We start from the raw sequence: 21,481 nt of genomic DNA, 5'->3' as shown, positions 1-21,481 counted from the left end.
AAACCAGCCGTGGAGTTATCGGTGCGCCGGCCGGGCCGGGAAAGTGCGGGCCACCTGGATCACTGGTATGACTCCGGGAAGCATGCGCCCAACACGGCCAGCGCACTGACCCAGGTTGTTCTCTGCCGTTTCCGGCCCGCACCGTCGGGATGGGAGGACTCGAACCTGTCGCCCCTGCCCCCAATCCAGGTGTGCAGCCAATCTGCACTACATCCCGTTAACCCGGCCGAGGCCGCCGCGCCGGTCTATCTATTATGCGGACCAGCCACCCGGCTTCGCAGCCCGTTGGCCGCAATAGTTACAACCCGGCGTCAGGTCACGCCTCTTCCTGCCGGGGCTGCGTGCCGGCATCGGATCCCGCCACCACAACCAGTGCGCCCATGAGCAACGCCGCGTTGGCCCAAAATATCCCCAGCACGCCCAGCGGTGCGGCGGCGGCGCCCATGGCAATGGGCAGCGAGATTTGCGCGAACCGGTTCACCGTCAGCCGCAGGCCCAGCGCGGCCCCGTGGTGGGCCGCGTGCGTCAGCGAGGTAACCCACGCCATGGTCAGCGGCTGGGGTATGCCCAGGCCCAGCCCGAGGCCCACCATCACGGCAAAGGCGCCGGCCAGTCCGGTCAGCGGCAGGGCAAGCAAGGCAGCTGCCGCCGCGGCGATGGAGACGATCAGCATTGCTTTGCGGCCGAACCGACGGATGAGACGCGTGAGGCCGAGCCGGCTCAGGACGGAGACGCCGGCGCGGACGGCCAGCAGGAGTCCGACGGCGGTGGCGCTGATGTTTTGCTCCGTGGCCCAGACCGGCACGAAGGCGTACATCAGGTCCACTGTGACCAGGACGGCGCCGCTGACCACCAGCGATCGCCACAGGCCCGGAGTCTTCAGGACTCCCCCAATGCCCGCAGGCTGGCTGTTCGCTGAGATCCGCTTCTTGCGGAGCCGGGCGTCGGCGCGCCGGAGGAAGAAGAAAGCGGGCGTGGCCAGCAGGCTGAAGGCGATGCACACGAGCAGGCCAAGATCGGTATCCGGTGCCGCGCCGCCGCGGCCGGCCCCCAGCGTCGCCACGAAGGTGACTGCCGGGGGGCCGATCAGTTGTCCGATGGAGGCGGCAGCCGTGAGTGTCCCGAAGGCACTGTCGCTGGAGCCTGTGACGCTGACGTGGGCAACGAAGGTCTGCTGGCCCACCATCACGAGCAAATGCCCCAGGCCAATGACGGCGCTGGCCACCAGAAGGAAGGCCAGCCCCGGCACGGCGAACAGTAATCCTGTCCCGGCCGCCGCCATGATCAGTCCGATAAAGACCATGGCAGTTCCGCCGCGGCGGTCAGCGATGCGTCCCGCGGGCAGGGCCGCGAGGAGCGCCGGAAGGGCGAAGGTGGAGGCAAGGACGCCCAGGAAGACGGGGTCGGCGCCGAGGGCGAGTGCGCGGTAGCCGAGCATGAGCCGGATACCCACCCAGGCTGCCTGGGCGAGGACAGCCTGGACGCTCAGGGCCCGCCGCCATGCCACAGCACTCACGGGCGGAGGGGGATTTCATCCGTTCCGCCGAAAAGTCTGGTCAGGTCATCAATGCTGTCCCGGGCCGCCTGGTAGCGGACCGGATCGAGGTGGAAGATCGCCAGCTGCAGTGCGTAGGCGAGTGCCATGGGAATCAGTTGGGTGCGGTACTCCGTGTCATCACCCCGCCGTGCGGCGATGAGATGGTCCGGGCTGGGGCGGAACCGGTAGCCCGGCACGTCGGAGATCACTATTGATTTCCCACCCCGGCGGGTGGCTTCGGCGGTCAGGGTCGCGAGCTGCCTCGGTGCTTCCCGCAGCGCCAGGGAAATCAGCGTGCTGTGCTCATCGAAGCTGACGAACCGTTCAGCGAGATCCTTGGGGATCCCGGCAAGCGTCACCGTCGTCAGCCCGAGGCGCCGGAGGCGGCGTGCCAGCAGGTCCAGGGTTGGCCGCTCGTCGTTGCTTGAAAACAGGTAAACGGTCCGTGTTTCGTGCAGCGTCCGGGCGGCGGCTTCCAGGTCCTCTTGCGGAACAAAGTGCGGGAGCCGCTTCAGTGCCCGGATTTCATCCGAGATGAAGGCCGAGAGGTCGTACCCGGATTCGGCGCGCATGACGGTCCCGCTGGCTTCCGTCGGCTCCTCGTCGCGGCGGAGATCCCCTCTGAGCTCGGGATAGCCACGGTAGCCAAGCTTCTTCGCCAGACGCACAACGGTCGATTCATGGGTCTTCGCGCGCTCAGCCACTTCCGCGGCCGTGATGCCGGACATCTCGTCGCCCATCAGCACATTCATGACGCGCTCTTCCGACGCGCTGAGCTGGACCGCGCTGCTGGCCACTACTGCTTTGAAGCTCAAGATGACTCCCCTTTGAGGTCCCTACCGGGAACACTGTGATGCTTGACACTCTCTCATGAACATGCAATCCTGTGCAAGATTGCAAGTGAGGTACTCGCCGGAACTTGCGCCCCTCATTTTTACACTTTGCCGCAGAGAGGCGGACAACCTAGATGCAAACACTCAACGCGCCTGTTGCGCTTGAATGGACGGTCGCGACGGCGGCCCTCGCCGGAGGTGCTGCCGTCGCCGTCGTGGGTGCCGGATACGGGCTGACAAACAGCTCCGGAGTCGGGGCCGGATTCTTTCCCGCCGCGGCCGGAATACTGATGGCGGTGGCTGGCATCCTGTGGATCGTCCAGCTGCTGGCCGCACGCACGGCAGGCCTGGCAACGGCGCCGGCCGCCGGCGACACGTTGGAAACGGTGCCGCCCCACCACGAGACGGAGTCGGCACTCGTGTCCCTCCTGGATGACGACAACAGCGAAGAACCGGACGCCGCGGATTTCCCGGACCGGCAGGGAGGGAAACGGGTCGGGATCATCGCCGGCTCCATCCTGCTCGCGGCGTTGCTGCTTCCGTTCCTCGGCTACACCGTGGTCATGACGCTGATGCTGGGCACCATCCTCCGCTTCGTCAGCGAACGGAAGTTGTGGATCGCGGTCCTGGTTGCCATCGGAGCCGCAGGTGCCTCCCGCCTGGTCTTCGAGGTGTGGCTGGGCACGGCTCTCCCCACGGCCAGCATCGAATTCCTTGCCGGACTGGGGCTGTAATCCATGGGATTTGATCAGCTCCTTGGCGGCCTCGCCACAGTCCTCACCCCGGAACACCTGCTGTTTGCCCTGCTAGGCTGCGTTCTGGGCATGCTGGTGGGCGTACTCCCCGGCTTCGGCCCTGCGGCGGCGGTTTCGCTGCTCATCCCCGTCACCTTCGGGCTGGACGCCACCTCGGCAATCATCATGCTCGCCGCAATCCTTTACGGTGCGGCTTACGGCGGAACCACGACGGCCGTACTGTTGCGTATTCCGGGTGAAGCCTCCTCGATCGCGACCACGCTGGACGGATACCAGATGGCCAAACAGGGCAGGGGCGGACCAGCACTCGTCATCGCGGCCTTGGCCTCCTTTGTCGGCGGACTCCTCGGGGTGATCGGGTTCGTCGTCGTGGCACCGTTCAGCCGGCTGGCCCTGGAGTTTGGCGCCCCCGAACTGTTCCTGGTCTCCCTGCTCGGGTTCGCCCTCATTACCAGCTTTGCGGGCTCCAACCCGGCGAAGGCGCTGCTCAGCGCCGCCGCCGGCCTGGCGATCGCCACCGTAGGCGTGGACTCCGGCGTCGGGATTGCACGCTTCACCTTTGACATGCCGGAACTGTTCGACGGCGTCGGGCTGGTGGCGGTGGTCATGGGCGTCTTCGGGTTGAGCGAAGTCCTGGGACAGGCGCAGAAGGGACCGCTCGGCGTGCCGAGTCCCCTCAGAGTGGCCAGGCTGCTGCCCACCCGAACCGATTTGCAGCGTTCGGCGCTGCCATCGCTGCGCGGCTCGGTCATCGGATTCTTCATGGGCCTGCTTCCCGGTTCGCCGGGAGCCGCGACCTCGCTGGCCTCCTACGCGGCGGAGAAGAAACTGTCCAGGCGGCGCTCGGAGTTCGGCAGGGGTGCTGTGGAAGGCATCGCCGGCCCGGAGGCGGCCAACAACGCCCTGGCCGTCTCCTCCATGATTCCGCTCTTCACCCTTGGCATCCCGACCTCGGCCACAGTGGCCATCATGGCCGGGGCGTTCACCATGAACGGACTGATTCCGGGACCCCTGCTGTTCCGTGACAACCCTGATGTGGCCTGGGCAATCATCGCCAGCCTGATCGTGGGCAACCTGATCCTGCTAATCCTCAACGTCCCACTCGCCCGGGTCTGGATTGCGGTTCTGAAGGTGCCGTTCCACTACCTGATGGCCGCGATCCTGGCCTTCATGTTCCTGGGCACGTACTCCATCAACGGCAGCCCCTTCGACATTCTGATCATGCTCGGAGCCGGCTTACTGGGCTACATCTTCCAGCTGGTCAAGGTCCCGCTCACCCCGCTGGTCCTCGGCCTCATTCTCGGACCGATGCTCGAGGAGAATTTTCAACGGTCCCTGGCCCTGTCCCGCGGCGACTACGGCGTCTTCCTGGAGGGCCCCATCAGCCTCACCCTGATCGGCGTCATTGTCATCGCCATCGTGTTCGGCGCAGTCCGACCCCTTATTGCTTCACGACTGAAGAACAGAAATACCGCCCCCATCGCACCAAAGGAGCCTGCGAAATGAAGAAACTGTCCGCGCTGACTACGGCAGCTGTTGCCGCCCTTGCCCTGACACTGACCGGATGCGGAGGAACTGCCAGCAGCAATTCCGGCAACACCGGGACGGCAGCACCCTTCCCCAAAGCGGGATCCACCATCGAGTGGGTGGTACCGTCCGCAGCCGGGGCCGGCAATGACATCCTGGCAAGGATCATGGCACCGGCCATGCAGGCAAACCTTGGCGCGAACATCAAGGTGGTCAACAAGGAAGGCGGCAGCCAGGTGGTCGGCCTGAACTACGTCGCCAACTCCAAGGCAGATGGCCATACGATCGGCTACACCAACATTCCGTCCATCCTTGGCCGGTACCTGGACCCCTCCAAGAAGGCCGGCTTTGACCGGAGCAGCTTCACCCCGATCGGTTCCTTCGCCTCGAACTCGGTGGTGATCGGGGTAAACAAGAACAGCCCGCACCAGGACATCAAGGCTCTCTTCGACGCCGTGAAGGCGGCGCCTGGAACCGTTAAGGTGGGCACTGATTCCCGCGCCGGGGACGACCACGTCAACCTCCGGCTGCTGGAGAACAAGCTGGGGCTGGACTTCAACATCGTCCACTACAACAGCGGTGCCGATAAGATCGCCGCCCTGGTGGCAGGGGAAGTCGACTTCGCGCTGGGCGGCGTGTCCAGCTTCTTTGGCCAGTACAAGTCGGGCGACATTCGCATCCTGACCGTCATCGAAGACAAGGCCAGCCCCTTCATCCCGGAGGTTCCGACGCTGAAGGGCGCCGGGTTCGAGGTCGAATCCATGAGCAACAACTTCGCCGTCTCCGTTCCCGACGGCACGCCCGCCGACGTCGTCAGCGCCCTGGAAGCGTCCCTGAAGAAGGCCTCGGAGGACCCCGCCGTCCAGGAAAAGCTCAAGGGCGCCGCAACCCAGTCCGTCTGGGTGTCCGGGGCCGACGTCGCAAAGCTCTGGGAAGACCGGGAGACGCTGATGAAGCCGGTCATCGACGAACTCCTGCAGCAAAAGTAAACCGTCGGACTCGAAGACAGGCCACATCATGCACTCAGAAACAGACCTCAGCCCGCTTGCCGGTTCATCAACGCTCGACGTCGTCCGGCGCCTGGGGGCCATCCCCGCGGCAAACATCGGGGACGCCCAGGAACGGATCGGCGTCGCCTCAGGCCTCTCCCCCGTCTGGGCCGGAGCCAAGCTCGCAGGCCCTGCCTACACGGTGTGGACCCGGCCCGGCGACAACCTCTACATCCACAAGGCCCTCGACGATGCCCAGCCGGGCGACGTCATCGTGATCAACGGTGGCGGCGATGTGTCCCGCGCCCTCATCGGGGACCTGATCGGAATCCGCGCCAAGAACCTGGGAATCGCCGGATTCGTCATTGACGGCGCAGTCCGCGACGCCGATGCGCTGGCAGAATGCGGCCTCCCGGTGTTTGCCCGTTCGGTGACCCCGGCCGGACCCTACAAATTCGGGCCCGGCCGCCTGCAGCTGCCGGTCGCGATCGCCGGCGTCGTGGTTTCCCCCGGGGACTTCGTCGTGGCCGACGCCGACGGCGTTGTCGTCATCCGCCGGGACGAAGCCGAAACGGTGCTCGTCGAAGCCGAACGCATTGAGGCCAACGAGATCGAGAAGCGCATTTCCTACGAAGCCGCGGGCTAACGATGGTCCTGCCCTGTGCCCACGGAACTTCCCGCGGGCACAGGGCAGAGCCTTGCCATCAATTCGGGGCAGACTTGAAAAATCTTTGCTTCCCGCGGCAGGAACCGGCCCCATCCAGGGCCTCTGTGGCTCCCAACGGCGGCGGGCGGACGGGCGATTCGAGGTGCTGGTGGTCAGGCCCGCTCTGTGCTTCCGCGCACGATTAGATCGCAGTTGAAGTTGATTCGATGAGGTGGAAGTTCAGGTGAGTGGATTCTTTCCAGCAGGAGTCGGGCCCCAGCCCGGGCCATCTCGCGGCTTGGCTGCGGGAACGGTCTCGGACTCGCGATCTACTTTCACCGTGGTGGCGAGGGAGTCCTTGACCTTCTGGCCGTGGGGGCCTGTTCATCCACGGGATGGTTTCGATCATGGAGGCCTGAGTGCCGGAGGCGGGCAGGACGGCCTGAAACCTTAGCAGCGCGGTCATGTCGGACCCAGGTAGGGGGACGCAGCCTTCCGGGCCATAGGCCAGGAAAGTCTGTCACTGCTAATTCCGGCCGAGCCCGGCGGCTTCCCGTGCGAGCTTGGTGATCTGCTCCCAGTCATTGTTTTCCATGGCTGCCTTCGGCGTGAGCCAGCTCCCGCCCACGCAGGAAACGTTCGGCAGCGCGAGGTAGTCCGGTGCCGAGTCCAGGCTGACGCCGCCGGTCGGGCAGAACTGCACCTGCGGGATGGGCGCCCCGATGGCGGCGAGGTATTTAGGGCCGCCGGCAGGTCCTGCCGGGAAGAACTTCATGGCATTCAGCCCGTGCTCGAGGACCATCATCACCTCACCGACCGTGGCAACGCCCGGGAGGACCGGAATTCCGAGTGCCAGCATGTGGGCCAGCAGGCCCGGCGTCACCCCGGGGCTGACCAGGAAGCCGGCTCCCGCTGCCACCGCGGCGTCAGCCTGGCCCGGAGTGAGGATGGTGCCCGCGCCGACGGAGATATCAGGCACCTCGTCTGCGATGAGTTTGAGCGACGTGAGGGCGCTCTCGGTCCGGAGGGTGAGTTCGATGATGCGGACACCCCCGTCCGCCAGCGCCCGGGCGACGGGCACGGCGTGCTGCGGGTCATCGATGGTCACCACCGGGATGACGGGTGAAACGTGCAGGATGCTCGTGGTATCAGCCATGGTTGATCTCATTTCTCAGGCCGTCCAGCCCGGAGGTGTCGATAGTGCGGTACCAGTGGAGGAGGAGGTCCGCGAACCCCTGGTGTGCCGCGAGTCCGCCGTCGAAGATGCTGCGGCAGCCAAGCAGCGCAGGAACCACCGTTGCCGCCGTGCGCGTAGCCGGCAGTGCCGCATGGAGCTCCGCCGCGAGCGGATCGTTCAGGTCCGGGGTCGCGGTGGAGGCCACGTGGTGCATCCAGGCGGCCACGGCCAGGGCCGCCCACCGGGGCTCGCGGCCGGCGTCCAGGCTGCCGCGGACCGTGGCCAGCAGCCGCAGCCCGATCTTCTGGGAGCCGTCGCTTCCCACCTTGGCGGTAGTGTGTCCCAGCGCGGGATTCGCGAACCTCCGGAGCACCTGGGCGCAATACTCGGCGCCGTCCAGTCCGGCCGGAAGCGTGATGCTGGGGAGGGCGTCCTCGGCCATCATGCGGCTGCAGGCTGTGCGGAAGGCCTCCTCCCCCACGGCGTCGCTGATGGTGGCCTTTCCCGTTGCCAGCCCCAGGTACGCCAGCATGGAGTGGCTGGCGTTGAGCAGGCGCAGCTTCGTAGCTTCCCACGCTGCGACGTCGGAGCTGAAAAGCGCGCCAGCGTCCTCCCAGCGCGGGCGGTGCGAAGCGAAGTTGTCCTCGATCACCCACTGCAGGAAAGGTTCTGCCACCACGGCGGCCTCGTCCCGGAGGCCCAGTTCACGCTCGACGGCGTCCAGGTCACCGGCCGTGGTGGCCGGCACCATCCGGTCCACCATGGTGTTGGGGAACGTGACATTCGCCTCCAGCCAGGCCAGAAGCGGCTCTGCCTCGCCCGTCGGCAGTTCGGCGGCGAAGGCGTGCACGAGGCTCCGGGTTAGCTCCCCGTTGCCGGGAAGGTTGTCACACGAGACCACGGTGAGGGGTCCGGAGTCGGCGCGGGCGCGCTGCTGAAGCCCGCGGGCGATCTGTCCGATGGCCGTCTGCGGAGGCTCCCCGGATAGGTCGGCCCGGACCTGTTCGTCGCCGGTGTTGAGGGTTCCGGTGCGGGGATCGATCCGGTAGCCCTTCTCGGTGATGGTGAGCGTGATGACCGACGTCGACGGATCGGCGATCCGGTCCACCACGGCTCCGGGATTGTCCCGGCCGGAGATGGCCTCCACGATGCTGGAGACCACGCGGAGCGGAGCGGCACCGCTCCCCCGCTCGGCCACGGTGAAGAGCCCGTCCTGCGGCGTCATTTGACGGGCCACAGTGTCCGAACGCTGGGTCACGCCGATGATTCCCCACCCGAAGTCGCCGGAGGCCAGCATCGCGTTCTCGGTGAATACCGCCGTGTGGGCGCGGGCGAAGGCGCCCAGGCCAAGGTGCACAATGCCGGGGCGCAGTTTTTCACGGGGCAGCAGTTCCTGGTGGCTTTCGCTGGCCGCCAGCGACGCGGAGCTTAGGCGTGCGATGACAGTTCTCCTTCGGGGGTCCGCAGGGCATGGGCGCTGGTCTGTTCAAAGGTGGGGATGAAGCCGGTCCCGCCCTTGCCGCCCACCACGAGCGATGCCGCGGCAGCGCCGAACCGGGCGGCCGCGGCGAGGTTGTCGCCCAGCACTATCCGGGCGGTCAGCGTGCCCACGAAGGCGTCGCCCGCTCCGGTCTGGTCCAGGACTGACGGCGCCGGAATCGCAGGAACCCAGGAGGACCCGTGGTCACGGTCCAGTAGTTCACCGTCCAGCTGGATGCCCTCCGCACCGCAGGTCACGGCCACGTTCGCAGCCCCGAGGGCGTGCAGCTTGCCGGCAGCCTCCTTTGGCGTGGCGCAGTCCAGCAGTGCGGTCGTTTCGCCCGGGAAGGAGGGAGTGACCAGGAAGGTCCGCGGCGCCAGTTCGGCGAGGACCGCCGTCGCCTCCTCCACCGAGGTGAGCCTGGGCCGGAAGTTGGGATCGAAAACGAAGCGCCGGCACAGTGCCGCGGCTTTAAGAACGGCAGCCCGCGAGGATGCGGAAATGGCGCAGGCGATGCCGCCGGCAATGACGGCCCCCGCCGCGGAGAAGACGCCCGGATCGACGTCGTCGGGGCACAGGGTGGACCCGACGCTGCCCGAGCGGGCGTAGGAGAACTCGCGCTGGCCTTCCGGGTCGGAGTGCACCAAGTAGACGCCCTGCTGGCCGGTCCGGAACTTCAGCAGCTCGTCGGAAATGCCGAGTTCGCGGATCCTGGCGGCGATGGCGTGGCCGAGGTCGTCGTCGGTCAGCACCGCCAGCAGCCCGGTGCGGGCTCCGGCCGCAGCGGCGGCCGCGGCGACGTTCAACGCGTCGCCGGAGATGCCCACCAGCGCAGGCACGCCATGGGCAAACGCGACGTCGGTTGCCACCTCCACGAGGATCTCACCGAGCACGACCACATCGAAGGGCCGGTAGGGGCGGTTCTCTTGTGCGGACACGCCTGATTCGTTTGTTGAGGCGCTCACCAGTCGTGCACCGACCCGTCGAGCCGGCGGTTGATGGGCAGGTATTTCGGGTCAAACGGGAAGGCCGCGGCCGCCTCCTCATTGAATTCGACGCCGATGCCCGGAGCGTCCCCGGGGTGCATGTAGCCGTCGGTGAAGGTGTAGGACGTCTTGAAGACCTCACCTGCGGGGTCCCGGTGGCCCATGTACTCCTGGACGCCGAAGTTCGGAATGCTCATGTCCACATGCAGGGCCGCGGCGAAGGAGACCGGCGAAAGATCCCCGGCGCCGTGCGAGCCGGACCGGACCCCGTACAGATCTGCGAGGGAGAAGATCCGGCGCAGGTGCGTGATGCCGCCGGCGTGCGAAACGGACGTGCGGATGTAGTCGATCAGGCGTTCGGTAATCAGCTGCTGGCAGTCCCAGATCGAGTTGAACACCTCGCCGACGGCGATGGGCGTGGTGGTGTGCTGGCGGATCAGGCGGAACGCCGACTGGTCCTCGGCCGGCGTCGGATCCTCGATCCAGAACGGACGGTACTGCTCCAGCGAGGCACCCAGGCGGCCGGCCTCGATCGGCGTCAGGCGGTGGTGCACGTCGTGCAGGACGTGCACGCCGTAGCCGAACTGCTCGCGGACGTGCGCCATCATCTTGGGTGCGAAGTCCAGGTAGGACGTGGTCTCCCACATGTCCTCCTGGGGAACGTTGCCGCTGGCCGGCTCGTAGGTCCTGCCGTCCACGGGTGCGATCCCGTAGGTCTTTTCCAGCCCCGGCACGGCAGCCTGGGCACGGATGGCTTTGTACCCGAGGTCCAGGTGGTGCTGGAAGTCGGCGCTGAGGTCCTCCAGCGTCGAGCCGCTGGCGTGCCCGTACACCATGACGCCCTCGCGGGCCGCCCCGCCCAGGAGTTCGTAGACCGGCATGCCGGCCACCTTGCCCTTGATGTCCCAGAGCGCGACGTCGATCGCGGCGATCGCAGTCATGGTCACCGGCCCGCGGCGCCAGTAGGCGCCCTTGTAGAAGTACTGCCACGCGTCCTCAATGCGGCGGGCGTCGCGGCCGATCAGCAGCGGGCACAGGTGCTCCGACAAGTAGGCCGCCACGGCCATTTCGCGGCCGTTCAGCGTGGCGTCGCCGACGCCGGTAACGCCGTCCTCGGTTTCAATAACGAGCGTGACGTAATTCCGTCCTGGCGACGAAACCACTACTCGTGCGTCGGTGATCTTCACTGGTTGGTCCTTCAGGTGGTGATGGGGGATCTTAAAGTAGGTCGCAGTAGAGGCCGTTCTGAGCCCTCAAAACGGCCTCTGCTGCTATTCAGTTGGGCTGAGCCGGAGCATGACTTTGCTGCTGCCGGAGGCGGGGTCTGCCGAGGTGCGCATGGCTTCCTCCGCCTGGTCGATGCCGAATTTGTGGGTGATGACGGGTGAGACGTCCAGGCCGTTGGCCATGGCGCGGAGTGCGTCGCCGATCTCGTCCACGAACCGGTAGGAACCGATCCAGGTGATCTCACGGGTCACCAGGTCACCGAGGGCAGCCGGCGCCGGGGCTCCGGGAAGGTTGCCCACCTGGACCAGGGTCCCGCCACGGGCGGTGGCCCGCAGCACACCTCCCAGTACTGCCGGGATTCCGGAAGCTTCGAATACCAGCTCCATGTCCTCGGGAAGGCTGCCGCCGCCGGCGACGTTCAGGACTTCGTCTGCTCCCATGGCTTTGGCGATCCGCAGCGAATCATCGTTGATGTCCGCGGCGATGACCGTCCTCGCGCCGGCGTACTTGGCCGCCGCGACCACGAGTGAGCCGATCGGCCCGGCGCCGTTGACCAGGACATCCCGGCCGGCGAGGGACCGTGCCCGGCCAACTGCGTGCATGGCGACGGCGAGCGGTTCGGCGAGGGCGCCGCGCAGGGTGTCCACGCCGTCGGGCAACGGACGGATCTGCGACGCCCTGGCGACCTTCCGCTCGCTGAACCCGCCGTCGGTGTGCGGGTCAAAGGCCGCCGAACCGAAGTACCTGATGCGTGGGTAGAGGTTGGTACGGCCCGCCAGGCGATCCGGCATGATTCCATCTCCCACAAGCTCCGCGGGATGCACGGTAACCGGCTGGCCAACCTCGAGATTGTGCACTCCGGCGCCCAGCTGGGCGATCCGGCCGGCCACTTCATGACCGAGGACGAGCGGCGACTTCAGGGCCGCGGTCCCGGAGGCGCCGTGCCGCCAGTACGAGAGGTCCGAGCCGCAGATCCCGCCCCATTCGACGTCGATGACTACCTCGCCGGGTCCGGCGACGGGCTCGGGGCGCTCGTCGATGCGGAGGTCGTTCGCTCCGTGGACTACGACCGCTTTCATACGGCATCTTCCAGGCGGACCATGTCGCGGCCACGGACTTCGGGTCCCACGAACGCGGAGATCAGGGTGATCAGGGAGTAGGCGATGAGCATCGCGGCGAGCGGCCACCAGTGGCCGGTGATGGCGGTGAGGGTGGCGGCCAGCAGCGGGCCGATGGCGGTGGCCAGGATGCCGCCGATTTCCTTGGCCAGTGCCAGTTGGGTGAAGCGGGTACGTGCTCCGAAGAACTCGGCCATGGTGACGCTTTCCATGGCGAAGAGGCTCAGGACGCCGAGGTTCAGGCCGACGACCATGGCCACGGTGATGAGGGTGGTGTTGCCGCTGGTGACCATCAGCATCATGGGGATGGCGAACAGTGCCGTGAGCGAGCTCAGCACCAGGTACAGCGGCCTCCGGCCGAAGCGGTCACCCAGCAGGCCCATCACCGGGATGGTGAGGAATCCGAGCAGGGAGCCGTACATGATGGCGCTGGTGCCGACGCTCTTGTCGACCAGGAGCACGGTGGCGAGGTAACCGACGAGGAAGGTCTGGACCAGCCCCGAGTTGCCGGCCTGCCCGAAGCGCAGGCCGAGGGCGATGAGGAAGGCCTTGCCCTTGCGCTGGTGCAGTGCAGCCTCGATGGTGCTGGTGTTGGCGAGTTCATCTGTCGCGGCGATTTCGCGCTTGGACAGTGCCACACCGTCTACGACGTCGGCGCGCTCCTCGAAGACGGGGCTTTCCTTCAGGGAGCGGCGGACCCAGACGGCGAAGATCATCAGGACGAAGCTGAGCAGGAACGGAATGCGCCAGCCCCAGCTCAGGAGCTGGTCTTCGGGCAGGGTGGAGACGAGGATTGCCCAGATGGCGGAGGCCGCGAGGGTTCCGGAGTTCGTGCCGAGGCAGACGAGGGAGGAGATGAGTCCGCGGCGGCGGGCGGGAGCGAACTCGGCCAGCATTACCGTGGCTCCGGCGATCTCGGCGCCGGCGCCGAAGCCCTGGGCAAGGCGAAGGGCAACCAGCAGGATGGGAGCCCAGATGCCGATCATTGCGTAGGTGGGGAGGACGCCGATGAGGGTGGTGGACGCACCCATCAGCGCGATGGTGATGAAGAGGACCTTTTTGCGGCCAATCCTGTCACCCATGCGGCCGAAGTAGACAGCGCCGGCAAGACGGGCGACGTAGCCGACGCCGTACGTCGCCATGGCGGCGATCAGGCCAATGATCGGGCTGACGTCGGGGAAGAAGAGCTTGTTGAAAACGATGGCTGCTGCCAGCGAGTACAGCTGGAAGTCCATGAATTCCATGGCGGTTCCCAACCACCCGGAAACGGCGACCTTTGCCAGTTCCTGAGTGGGTTTTGCTTCCGCTTTGGTGGTGGGCGGCGCGATGCTCTCAGTCATCTGATGCTCCTTTGCAGGCGATGAAAAACGAAGGGGAGAGTTGAACGGGAGAGAGGCCGGTGTGTTCTCAGCATGTGACCGGCGGCACCTCGTAACTACTACCATACAAGCACTACCATTCTAGTGTGTCAAGAGAATAGACTGGAGGCATGGCATCCGATAAACACAGCAAAGGGCAGCCGCTGCGGCTCTCCGTGCGCGACCAGACCTTGGAAACGCTGCGGCGCCGCATCATTTCCCTGCAGCTTCCTCCGGGTGAACCCCTGTCGGAGAACGAGCTCGCGCACGAATTGGGTGTCAGCCGCACACCGGTGCGGGAGAGCCTGATCCTGCTCAGGGAAGAAGGACTGGTTCAGGTCTACCCGCAGATCGGATCCTTCGTCTCACTCGTGGATCTGGGACGCGTTTCGGAAGCACAATTCGTCCGGGAGGCCATCGAGTGTGCCTCATTGCGCGACCTCTCGGTCGACGACGCAGGCATTGCGGGACTTCGGGCGATACTCCAGAGCCAAACGGAAGCTGATGCCAAAAGCGACGTGGAGGAGTTCTTCCGCCTGGACGAGGAATTCCATCGCGAACTCCTCCGGCTTGCCGGACACGAATCCGCTTGGGCTGCCGTCAACTCCGCAAAAGCGCACCTCGATCGCGCTCGGCGTTTGAGCCTGCTGGACACGAGGCCCATCGCAACGCTGATCCAGCAGCACACCGCAGTGGTGGACGCCCTGGAAGCCAACAACCCGGCCGACGCCGACAGCTCCCTCCGCCTGCACCTGCGAGGCGTTTTCGAGGATGTGCAACGGATCCAGCAAGCGACTCCGCAACTTTTCTCCGACGGCGCCGCTCCGCGGCCGACTCGCCGCAGTGTCGCCCGGCTGGGTTGAGGTCACGGCGCGGCCAGCATGACCACCCCGGAGACGGGCGGTCGACCGAAGGTCGCGTCAACCGAATTCGGGACAGGTGGCCCGCCACTCGCCGAGCGCGCCGAGGTAGCTTTCCCACTCGGTGCGGGTGAGATTGCGGCCGGCCAGCAGGCACGCCTGATCGACGTGGAGCCGCGGGTCGAGGTTCCAGATGATAATTCCTGCCTTGCCGTTGACAGCGACCGCCATTCCGTCGGGTCGCAGGACGCCGGGGCTGATGAAGGGGGCATCCGCCGGCAGGGGGGTTCCGAGCCGCGTGCCGGTGTCCGTGTCGTATACCGAGACAGTCTGGTCATTGGCACCGGCCATGAGCACGCGTCCGTCGTCGCTGACCTGCAGCAGGGATATCTCTCCGCGTGCTCCAGCGAGGGTTCGGAGGGCGCGCAACTGTGCGTCGTACTGGGTGATCTGGCCGCGGGCGTTCGAACCGAAAACAGTACCGTCGGGCGCAAGCACGCTGACGTCGCCGCCGGGCACCGCGTCGATGAGCGTCTCGCCCGTGAGCCCGTCCAGAAGAGTCATGACCGGTCCCTCCGGTGTGAGGGACGAAACCAGGACGCGCCCCGCCGCGTCGGTTGAGATGGCGCGCGGTTCGCCGTCGACGTGCAGTGTTGGCTCAATCCGCGTCATCGTCGCGTTCTCTACCGTCCAGATGGTGCCGTCAGTGAACAGAACATGGAGCCGATCGCCGGATGCCGCCGGCCAGAGATTGGAGGCGTCGAGGGGGACCGCATCGCCGTAGACGCGCTCACCGGTGACGGCATCCAAGTATCCGAGCGCCTCCTCCGCTGGAAAGTACGCAGCGAGCGCGTTCGGCGCCACCCAGCCGGCACCTTCGATCACCCCCATCCGCCGCACGCGCGCGTCGGCGTCGGCATCCCAGAGGGAGTAGTCGCTGAACTCGTCGGACCGCTTCGACCCCGGGCTCCGCGTCGCGGTGACGAGGCGTGAGCCAGAGATGTCGTAGCGGTCCAGATTCACCTGACCTTCCGCGATCAGGGTGGCCACCGGGCCGCTGCCATCCAACCGCCAGCGGGTGATCACGGGCTCGGACGCGCCCACGGCGACCAAAGTCCGTCCGTCCGCCGAGACCATCAACTCGCCCACATCGCCGCGCTGAGGGTCGAACCTTTTCCCGGTCAGGCCGCCGTCGATCATTGACCGCTCCTCGATCTTGCCGAAACGGTCTCCGCAATACGCCGCGCCGGAAGCCACTGAGGCAGCAAGCCACGGGCAAGGCTCCGGATGGGAACTGGTGAAACCCGTGCTCCAGACAACGCGGGATTCCTTGAGATCTACCGCGGCCAGGCCGTCGTTGCCGGCGCCGACCACCAGACCGCCGCCGGCGTCGACGAGCCGAACACCGACCATTCCAGGCGGTGCCTGAACTTCGGACGCGACGTTCCCTGTCGCCGGGTCGGCGATTCGGAGTAGGCCACCGCTCGATCCGATTACGAGCTTTCCCGAGGCCGAGAATGCGATGCTTACGTTCCGTGGAATGTCGGGGCCGGTTTGATTCTCGATGCGGCCGCTCAGCAGTCCGTTCGAAAGATCGAGAATGCTAACACTCCCAGTGCCGGCGTCGGCGAGCGCTGCGAATGCGCCAGTCGAGTCGACCACAAGATCGTCGACGGTTGCATTGACCGCAGTCGGTGGGAGGACTCTTGTTCCCTTGGGCAGGTCGAAGGCGCTGACCAGCGTGCAGGGAGTCGCCGAACCACACACCGCACCTTCTCCCGGCACGGCAGCAACGACACGTTGTCCGTCGGCACTCATCCCCAGGACGGTACCTTCGACGATGGACCGTTCGTAAGCCGGCGCCCCGATCGGCTCGCTCATGGCCGACGTCTCGAAGTCGTATCGCGCGATGTTCCCGTCGCCGAGAAGCACGGCCGCGCCGGTACCGCCCGGCAATGCTGCCGCGATCAGTCTGTCGACCCCTGATATCCGCTGATACCCGAGAAATCCTGGCTCCGTGCTAAAAACCCCGAGGAGCGCGGACTGCACGCGCGCGTCGTCCGGCCACCGGCGATACGCCTCCACGGCCAGGAGCGTCGCCAGGTCGCGGGCGGATGATCGCAGCGCACTCGACTGGCCGACCATTGCCTCGAGTTGAGCCTCCTGCTGAGCTCCACGGGATTCCTCGCTGCGGCGCGAAGCCTCGACTGCTCCGCTGACCGCGAGGACCCCCGTGATGACGGCGACACCCAGCACACCGGCGACGGTCCTGAGCAGCCGCCGGAGGCGGACGTTCTGCCGCGCATCGTTTATGGCCCGCTCGCGGCGCTCCCGTTCGCCGCGGTCGGCTCCCTCGATGGAGGCGCGGACGAAGCGGGACTCGGTCCGGGTCAGGCTCCCCGGGTTCTCGTCGATGAGCTCTCTCGCCGCGGCCAGGCGCGCACCGCGGTACAACTCGTCGTCGCTTTCGCCTGACTCCGCCCAGCCCACCGCTGCCCTGCTCAGATGCTCGAGCACGCGGTGCGCTTCTCGGTCAACCTCGAGCCAATCGTGCAGGCGGGGCCACGCACGGCTGATCGCCTCGTGGCTCAGGCTCACCATGTCCGCCTCTACCGTCAGTAGCCGCGCAGCTGCGAGACGGCCGACGATACCCTCAAGTCCCCTGTCTCCGGTGAGCGCACGTAAAGGCAGGGGCCGATGGACGATCGAATCACCGTGGGTGATCGAGACGAGCCGGAGCAGCAGGAGCCTGCAGCCCTGGCGGTCGGGTTCCGTCAGCGAAAGATACAGCCGTTCGGCCGTTCGGCTGATCGATCCGCTGAGCCCGCCGGTTCCCCGGTAGGCCTCGAGAGTAAGCGTCGAGCCCTCACGTCGGGCCCAGGTCTCGGCGAGGGCGTGGGCGAGTAGAGGCAGGCCGCCCGGGTGAGCCTCGGTCTCGCTCACCATGAGATCGACCAGCCCGGCTTCGAAAGTCAGCCCCGCCTGCCGGGCAGGCTCCTTTATCGCGGCTGTCAACGCGGCGGCGGCCGGGGCCGTCAGCACCTGAAGGCCTGTCGCCAGGAGCGGAGCGATCCCGGGCTGTGAGGCGCAAGCATCGAGGAGATCCGAACGGACGACGATCGCCACCCGGTGTCCCTCGTCGAGCTGTCGCGCGACGCCGGCACAGTATTCCGCGGCCGCAACGGGCGCTGCGGCGGCGAAGGCCTCCTCGAACTGGTCGATGACGAGTAGATGCCGCGAGCCGTCGCCGACGCTGAGCGCAGGTAGGGATCGGGCCGGGGTGGTGATGGTGACCTCGTCGCCGCGGCCCAGGAACATCGGTGCCACCCCAGCCCGCAGTAGCGAGGACTTGCCACACCCGGATGGCCCGGAGACGACGCAGAATCCGTCGCGAGTGAGCCGCTCTGCGGTCGCCGCGATGTCGGTGTCCCGGCCGAAGAAGCGCTCCGCATCATCGATACCGAATGGGGCGAGGCCGGGATAGGGGCACAGGTCGTCCCCATCCTGCGTGGCTGGTACATCAAGGAGCCCAGGATCCTGCTGAAGAATCGCTTTCTCGAGCGTCTGAAGTTCGGATCCCGGGTCGGCGCCGAGCTCATCCGCGAGCAGCGCGCGCACGCGGCGCAGGGTCGCCAGCGCCTCCCCCTGCCGCCCCGAGCGGTACTGCGCGAGGGCCAACGCCCACCAGCGGGCTTCACGCAAGGGTTCGGCCGCGACTGCGCGCGCCGCGTCAGCCGCGACCGTGGGATGGTCACCGGTGGCGAGCCGAGCGCGGAGCAGATCGTCCTCGACGCCGTGCCGCAACTCGAGGATCCTCGCGATGTCATCGGTGGCTCCCCGCCAGCCGCGGAGTGCAGGGAAAGGGTCCGTCGGCGCGATCGCCAGGGAGCGCCGCAGTTCCGCGACAGCGCGCCCCGGCTGCCCGCCGTCCAGGTGCATCCGTCCGCGCCCGATCTGATTCTCGAACCGCGAGATGTCCAGGTCGCCGTCCTCGAGCTGAAGCCGGTATCCGTTCGCTGAAGTTTCGATACGTTCGCTGCCGACCGCCCGCCGGACCACCCCGACGGATGCCTGAAGCTGCTTGCGCCACGTGCCCGGGAGAACATCGCCCCAGATGGCGTCGGCGAGTGTGCCGGTCGAGGTGACCTCGCCGTTTCGCAGCGCGAGCACGCTGAGCACGATTTGTTCGCGCGGAGCGAGTCGAGGCGCGCCATCAACCTGAACGGCGCCGAGCACGGATACACCCATGAGGCATTGTTGAGGTGCCTGGAGAGCAGTGTCAACGGACGGAGGCTTCCCGCATACCGGATGGATACCGTTCCGGCCGGTGCGGATACCGGCGGGTGCGACGATGCCGGCATGAATACAACCCTAAAACTGTCTTCTCCTCCCCGCCGGGCGCGAACCGTCGCGGTAATCCTCGCCAGCGTTCTGATGGGAACGCTCGGCGCGTGCACCTCCGTTGACAACCTGGGCGCCGCGAATGTCTGGTCCCTCACGCGTCCCGAAGCTTCGGTCGGTGGCGTGGCTCTTTCGGTCGAAAACGGCGCCCGCTGGACAGGCGACGGATTGCAGATAAACGGCGCGGGCTACGCCACCACCTCGGCGCCTGGCCCCATCGCCACCGACTCGAGCTTCACAGTGAGCGCCTGGGTACGCCCGACGGGTCAGCCCAAGGACTACGCCGCGGTCCTCAGCCAGTCCGGGGATGTCGCTGGTGCATTTTTTCTGGGCGTCGCCGAGGGGTTCTGGTCGTTCTCGGTCAAACCGAAAGATGGCAACGGGGACAACTTCGTGACCAACCGCGACCGGGCCTCAGGAGTCGGGGTAAAACCGGACGCCTGGGTACATCTCGCGGGAGTTTACGATTCCGCTGGTGGACGGGCCCGCTTTTTTCTCAACGGCTACCCGGCCAGCGTCGAGGGTGTCGCCACGGACCCCTTGTTCGCAGCGCAAGGTTCGCTGCTATTCGGTCGCGGCCAAGCGCACGGAGAACTGGCTGACTCATTCGAAGGCACAGTTGCCGACGTGCGAACCTGGTCGCGTGCCCTCGACCCTCAGGAGGTGAAGGCCGCCGCGCTGATCGCGGCACCGGACGGGGTCACACTCGAACGGTCAGGGCAGCCGGCAGCGTTGGTCTGCCCGAATCCGCATGGTGGTGTCTGCCTGGGCCCCCTGGATGCGGGTACCTACTCGACCACGTCCTTTGAACCGACATTGTCGTACACCGTCCCGGAAGGCTGGGCCAACGGTGAGGATTTGCCGGGCAATGTACTGCTAAGCCGGATCGACGATCCAGAGGAGGGCATCTGGGGCGGGAGCTACATCGGCGTTTACCAGAATGTCAGTGCTCCGGCGTCCTGCGGCGAAGAAGCGCAGCCGGGGGTCGGCACGAGCGCCGCGGAACTCGCTGCGTGGTACCGCACGGTGCCGGGCCTCGAGATCGTGGACGACGCTCCCGTATCGGTGGGCGGTTTGTCCGGTATCGCGCTCGACTTCCGGGTGAGTGAAGGGTGGAGGAGCCCTTGCCCGCTCGACGGCGTCATCCACGCGATTCCCGTCATCATCGGCGGCGGCGTTTCTGAGCTGCATCACGTGATCGGCGCCCCGCTGGAAATGCGCCTCTTCCTCCTCGACTGGAAGGAAGGAAACGTCGCGATCGAGGTCACTGCCGTGCTCGGGCAGCACAGCCTGCTTGACTACCACGGCGGGGCCGGAGCCGGCGCAGTCGTCGACTCCTTCAAATTCCGGTCGTGACGGGACGGACGCTGATCCTACGGAGCGTGTGGGAGGGTGGGCTGCCGGTGCTTGCTTGCCTGCGTCGACGTCCACCCCCGCTGGTGAAGCCGTTCGAAGCCGTCCAAAGGAGCAGGTCGAGCGCGAATTCAAACTCAAACTGGTCGTCACAGCCGGTCCCGACTACCGAGCCTTCATCGCGGCGGGCGGCCGGGGCTATCTGCAGGATATTCGGATAGCGTCTCGCCATTGCCCGGCCCAGGAGCCGCACCGTGAGCGTCGCAAACTAGCGACGGCGCGGATCCCGTTACCCGGCGGGGCCCGCCAGTGCGGCGTATGCCTTGGCCTGGTCGCGTACCTCGTGGATGTAAGTATCAGACTGGTTGTAGGAGTAGACGGCGTCTGTCCAGCCCGCTGCTGTGGTGAGGTCACGGCCTTGGGCGCACAGGTACGAGGCGGCACTTAGCGCGGCGTCATCGATGTTGAAGGGGTCGGCTTCGCCGTCGTGGTTCCCGTCCCTACCTGCGTACCGCCAGGTGGAGGGAATGAACTGCATTGGCCCGACGGCGCGGTCCCAGTGGGCGTCGCCGTCGAGGGCGCCGTCGTCCGTGTCCGCGATGGCGGCGAAACCGTCGCCGTCGAGGCTGGGGCCGATAATCGGCCCGCTCGCCTGCCCTGCGCTCGTCAGGTGTCCGCCGCCGTAGGTTCCGTGGGCGGATTCGATGAAGCCGATGGCCGCCACCGTGTTCCAGCCGATGCCGCAGGCCGGAGTGGAATCGCTGGCCGCACCGGCGGCAGCCACGTAGGCCCGCAGCGCGCGGGCGGGTATGCCGGTCTGCGCCGCCGCGCGGAGGAGCCACTGGGCGTCCGCACTCCGCGTTACGTTCACGGCGGGGGTGCTGCCTGCTGACAGCACTTCGAATTTCGCCTCCGCGCGGGGCGGCGGGGGCAGGGCCCCGCGCGCCTGCGCACCGGACAGCGGGAGCGCCCAGAACAAGAATCCGGTGACAACGCAGAACACGAACACGCTGAACACTGCAAGGCGCTTCAGGCGGAGCACGGACTACCCAGGCACTCCGTGGACGCCGGGGGCCGGGCGCCGTCGTGATCGCTTGCCACTGAGTGACTCTCATTCCTGTGCTTTTTTGAACCGGTTGCCAACGTACATTATGGCCGCGCGCAGAAGTGCCGGTCACTTTCCGGGCCGCGGCTTGGGTGCTCGATTGTTGCAGAACGTGTCGCGATTGTTGGG

General features: G+C 66.7%; 17 protein-coding genes and 1 tRNA gene. 6 read left to right on the top strand and 12 right to left on the bottom strand.

The annotated features are described in order from the left end of the window. Positions 1 to 144: 144 nt before the first annotated feature. The 3 genes from OM977_RS01455 to OM977_RS01445 all read right to left on the bottom strand — a co-directional run bounded on the left by OM977_RS01455 (position 145) and on the right by OM977_RS01445 (position 2,352). A tRNA-Pro gene (locus OM977_RS01455) sits at positions 145 to 217 on the bottom strand. Positions 218 to 316: 99 nt separating this feature from the next. Continuing rightward, complete coding sequence (locus OM977_RS01450; RefSeq protein WP_264355796.1) at positions 317 to 1,516, bottom strand: MFS transporter; 1,200 nt, start codon at positions 1,514 to 1,516, stop codon at positions 317 to 319. Then, the gene (locus tag OM977_RS01445) at positions 1,513 to 2,352 is read right to left on the bottom strand and encodes a MurR/RpiR family transcriptional regulator (protein ID WP_264355795.1); all 840 of its coding nucleotides are present in this window, start codon (positions 2,350 to 2,352) and stop codon (positions 1,513 to 1,515) included. The genes OM977_RS01450 and OM977_RS01445 overlap by 4 nt, the downstream gene beginning before the upstream one ends. Positions 2,353 to 2,504: 152 nt before the next feature. Between OM977_RS01445 and OM977_RS01440 the strand changes: the two genes are divergently transcribed. Genes OM977_RS01440 through OM977_RS01425 form a run of 4 tightly spaced genes read left to right on the top strand, consistent with a single transcriptional unit; the run spans position 2,505 to position 6,287 of the window. After that, entirely contained in the window at positions 2,505 to 3,104 is a 600-nt protein-coding gene (locus tag OM977_RS01440) for a tripartite tricarboxylate transporter TctB family protein (protein WP_264355794.1), read from the top strand. A gap of 3 nt (positions 3,105 to 3,107) precedes the next feature. Further along, positions 3,108 to 4,631, top strand: a complete 1,524-nt coding sequence (locus OM977_RS01435; protein WP_264355793.1) for a tripartite tricarboxylate transporter permease — start codon at positions 3,108 to 3,110, stop codon at positions 4,629 to 4,631. Further along, positions 4,628 to 5,641, top strand: coding sequence for a tripartite tricarboxylate transporter substrate binding protein (locus OM977_RS01430; RefSeq protein WP_264355792.1), 1,014 nt, complete (start codon positions 4,628 to 4,630; stop codon positions 5,639 to 5,641). The genes OM977_RS01435 and OM977_RS01430 overlap by 4 nt, the downstream gene beginning before the upstream one ends. 28 nt (positions 5,642 to 5,669) lie before the next feature. Continuing rightward, the gene (locus OM977_RS01425; protein ID WP_264355791.1) at positions 5,670 to 6,287 is read left to right on the top strand and encodes a methyltransferase; all 618 of its coding nucleotides are present in this window, start codon (positions 5,670 to 5,672) and stop codon (positions 6,285 to 6,287) included. Positions 6,288 to 6,460: 173 nt separating this feature from the next. On the opposite strand, the gene OM977_RS19710 is transcribed toward OM977_RS01425, so the two are convergent. From OM977_RS19710 to OM977_RS01395, 7 genes are all read right to left on the bottom strand, one after another. Continuing rightward, the gene (locus tag OM977_RS19710) at positions 6,461 to 6,577 is read right to left on the bottom strand and encodes a hypothetical protein (protein ID WP_442960680.1); all 117 of its coding nucleotides are present in this window, start codon (positions 6,575 to 6,577) and stop codon (positions 6,461 to 6,463) included. A 236-nt stretch (positions 6,578 to 6,813) separates the two neighbouring features. Further along, entirely contained in the window at positions 6,814 to 7,443 is a 630-nt protein-coding gene (eda, locus tag OM977_RS01420; protein WP_264355790.1) for a bifunctional 4-hydroxy-2-oxoglutarate aldolase/2-dehydro-3-deoxy-phosphogluconate aldolase, read from the bottom strand. Further along, positions 7,436 to 8,821 (bottom strand): mannitol dehydrogenase family protein, encoded by a 1,386-nt coding sequence (locus tag OM977_RS01415; protein ID WP_264355789.1) that lies wholly within the window; start codon positions 8,819 to 8,821, stop codon positions 7,436 to 7,438. The genes eda and OM977_RS01415 overlap by 8 nt, the downstream gene beginning before the upstream one ends. Positions 8,822 to 8,892: 71 nt before the next feature. After that, positions 8,893 to 9,882 carry a PfkB family carbohydrate kinase gene (locus OM977_RS01410; protein WP_264355788.1) on the bottom strand — a complete coding sequence of 330 codons (990 nt, stop codon included), beginning with the start codon at positions 9,880 to 9,882 and terminating at the stop codon, positions 8,893 to 8,895. A 23-nt stretch (positions 9,883 to 9,905) separates the two neighbouring features. Further along, positions 9,906 to 11,117: a D-mannonate dehydratase ManD gene (manD, locus tag OM977_RS01405; protein WP_264355787.1), complete on the bottom strand. Its 1,212-nt coding sequence runs from the start codon at positions 11,115 to 11,117 to the stop codon at positions 9,906 to 9,908. A gap of 84 nt (positions 11,118 to 11,201) precedes the next feature. Further along, complete coding sequence (locus OM977_RS01400) at positions 11,202 to 12,236, bottom strand: L-idonate 5-dehydrogenase (protein WP_264355786.1); 1,035 nt, start codon at positions 12,234 to 12,236, stop codon at positions 11,202 to 11,204. Then, a complete protein-coding gene (locus tag OM977_RS01395) occupies positions 12,233 to 13,615 on the bottom strand; it encodes an MFS transporter (RefSeq protein WP_264355785.1) in 1,383 nt (460 codons plus the stop codon). Before OM977_RS01395 ends, OM977_RS01400 begins: the two co-directional genes overlap by 4 nt. Positions 13,616 to 13,764: 149 nt before the next feature. Here OM977_RS01395 and OM977_RS01390 point away from each other — a divergent pair, with 149 nt between their 5' ends. Next, positions 13,765 to 14,496 (top strand): GntR family transcriptional regulator, encoded by a 732-nt coding sequence (locus OM977_RS01390; protein ID WP_264355784.1) that lies wholly within the window; start codon positions 13,765 to 13,767, stop codon positions 14,494 to 14,496. A gap of 57 nt (positions 14,497 to 14,553) precedes the next feature. On the opposite strand, the gene OM977_RS01385 is transcribed toward OM977_RS01390, so the two are convergent. Further along, positions 14,554 to 18,741 (bottom strand): nSTAND1 domain-containing NTPase, encoded by a 4,188-nt coding sequence (locus tag OM977_RS01385; RefSeq protein WP_264355783.1) that lies wholly within the window; start codon positions 18,739 to 18,741, stop codon positions 14,554 to 14,556. Positions 18,742 to 18,852: 111 nt separating this feature from the next. On the opposite strand from OM977_RS01385, the gene OM977_RS01380 reads away from it, so the two are divergent. Beyond that, on the top strand, positions 18,853 to 20,250 hold the full coding sequence (locus tag OM977_RS01380; protein ID WP_264355782.1) for a LamG domain-containing protein: 1,398 nt from the start codon (positions 18,853 to 18,855) through the stop codon (positions 20,248 to 20,250). Between the two features lie 286 nt (positions 20,251 to 20,536). Here the strand turns inward: OM977_RS01380 and OM977_RS01370 are convergent, their stop codons facing one another. Beyond that, positions 20,537 to 21,289, bottom strand: a complete 753-nt coding sequence (locus OM977_RS01370) for a lytic transglycosylase domain-containing protein (RefSeq protein ID WP_264355781.1) — start codon at positions 21,287 to 21,289, stop codon at positions 20,537 to 20,539. Positions 21,290 to 21,481: the final 192 nt, after the last annotated feature.

Origin of the sequence: Pseudarthrobacter sp. MM222 (assembly GCF_947090775.1) — a bacterium.
Classification (GTDB): Bacteria; Actinomycetota; Actinomycetes; order Actinomycetales; family Micrococcaceae; genus Arthrobacter.
The sequence above is the reverse complement of the archived record's forward strand: the minus strand, read 5'-3'. Positions and strand labels throughout refer to the sequence as shown.

Bases quoted from the DNA above. Each gene is read 5' to 3' on its own strand.
- OM977_RS01440 (WP_264355794.1), top strand. From the start codon at position 2,505: ATGCAAACACTCAACGCGCCTGTTGCGCTTGAATGGACGGTCGCGACG.
- OM977_RS01435 (WP_264355793.1), top strand. From the start codon at position 3,108: ATGGGATTTGATCAGCTCCTTGGCGGCCTCGCCACAGTCCTCACCCCG.
- OM977_RS01430 (WP_264355792.1), top strand. From the start codon at position 4,628: ATGAAGAAACTGTCCGCGCTGACTACGGCAGCTGTTGCCGCCCTTGCC.
- OM977_RS01425 (WP_264355791.1), top strand. From the start codon at position 5,670: ATGCACTCAGAAACAGACCTCAGCCCGCTTGCCGGTTCATCAACGCTC.
- OM977_RS19710 (WP_442960680.1), bottom strand. From the start codon at position 6,577: ATGGCCCGGGCTGGGGCCCGACTCCTGCTGGAAAGAATCCACTCACCT.
- eda (WP_264355790.1), bottom strand. From the start codon at position 7,443: ATGGCTGATACCACGAGCATCCTGCACGTTTCACCCGTCATCCCGGTG.
- OM977_RS01400 (WP_264355786.1), bottom strand. From the start codon at position 12,236: ATGAAAGCGGTCGTAGTCCACGGAGCGAACGACCTCCGCATCGACGAG.
- OM977_RS01395 (WP_264355785.1), bottom strand. From the start codon at position 13,615: ATGACTGAGAGCATCGCGCCGCCCACCACCAAAGCGGAAGCAAAACCC.
- OM977_RS01390 (WP_264355784.1), top strand. From the start codon at position 13,765: ATGGCATCCGATAAACACAGCAAAGGGCAGCCGCTGCGGCTCTCCGTG.
- OM977_RS01385 (WP_264355783.1), bottom strand. From the start codon at position 18,741: ATGGGTGTATCCGTGCTCGGCGCCGTTCAGGTTGATGGCGCGCCTCGA.
- OM977_RS01380 (WP_264355782.1), top strand. From the start codon at position 18,853: ATGAATACAACCCTAAAACTGTCTTCTCCTCCCCGCCGGGCGCGAACC.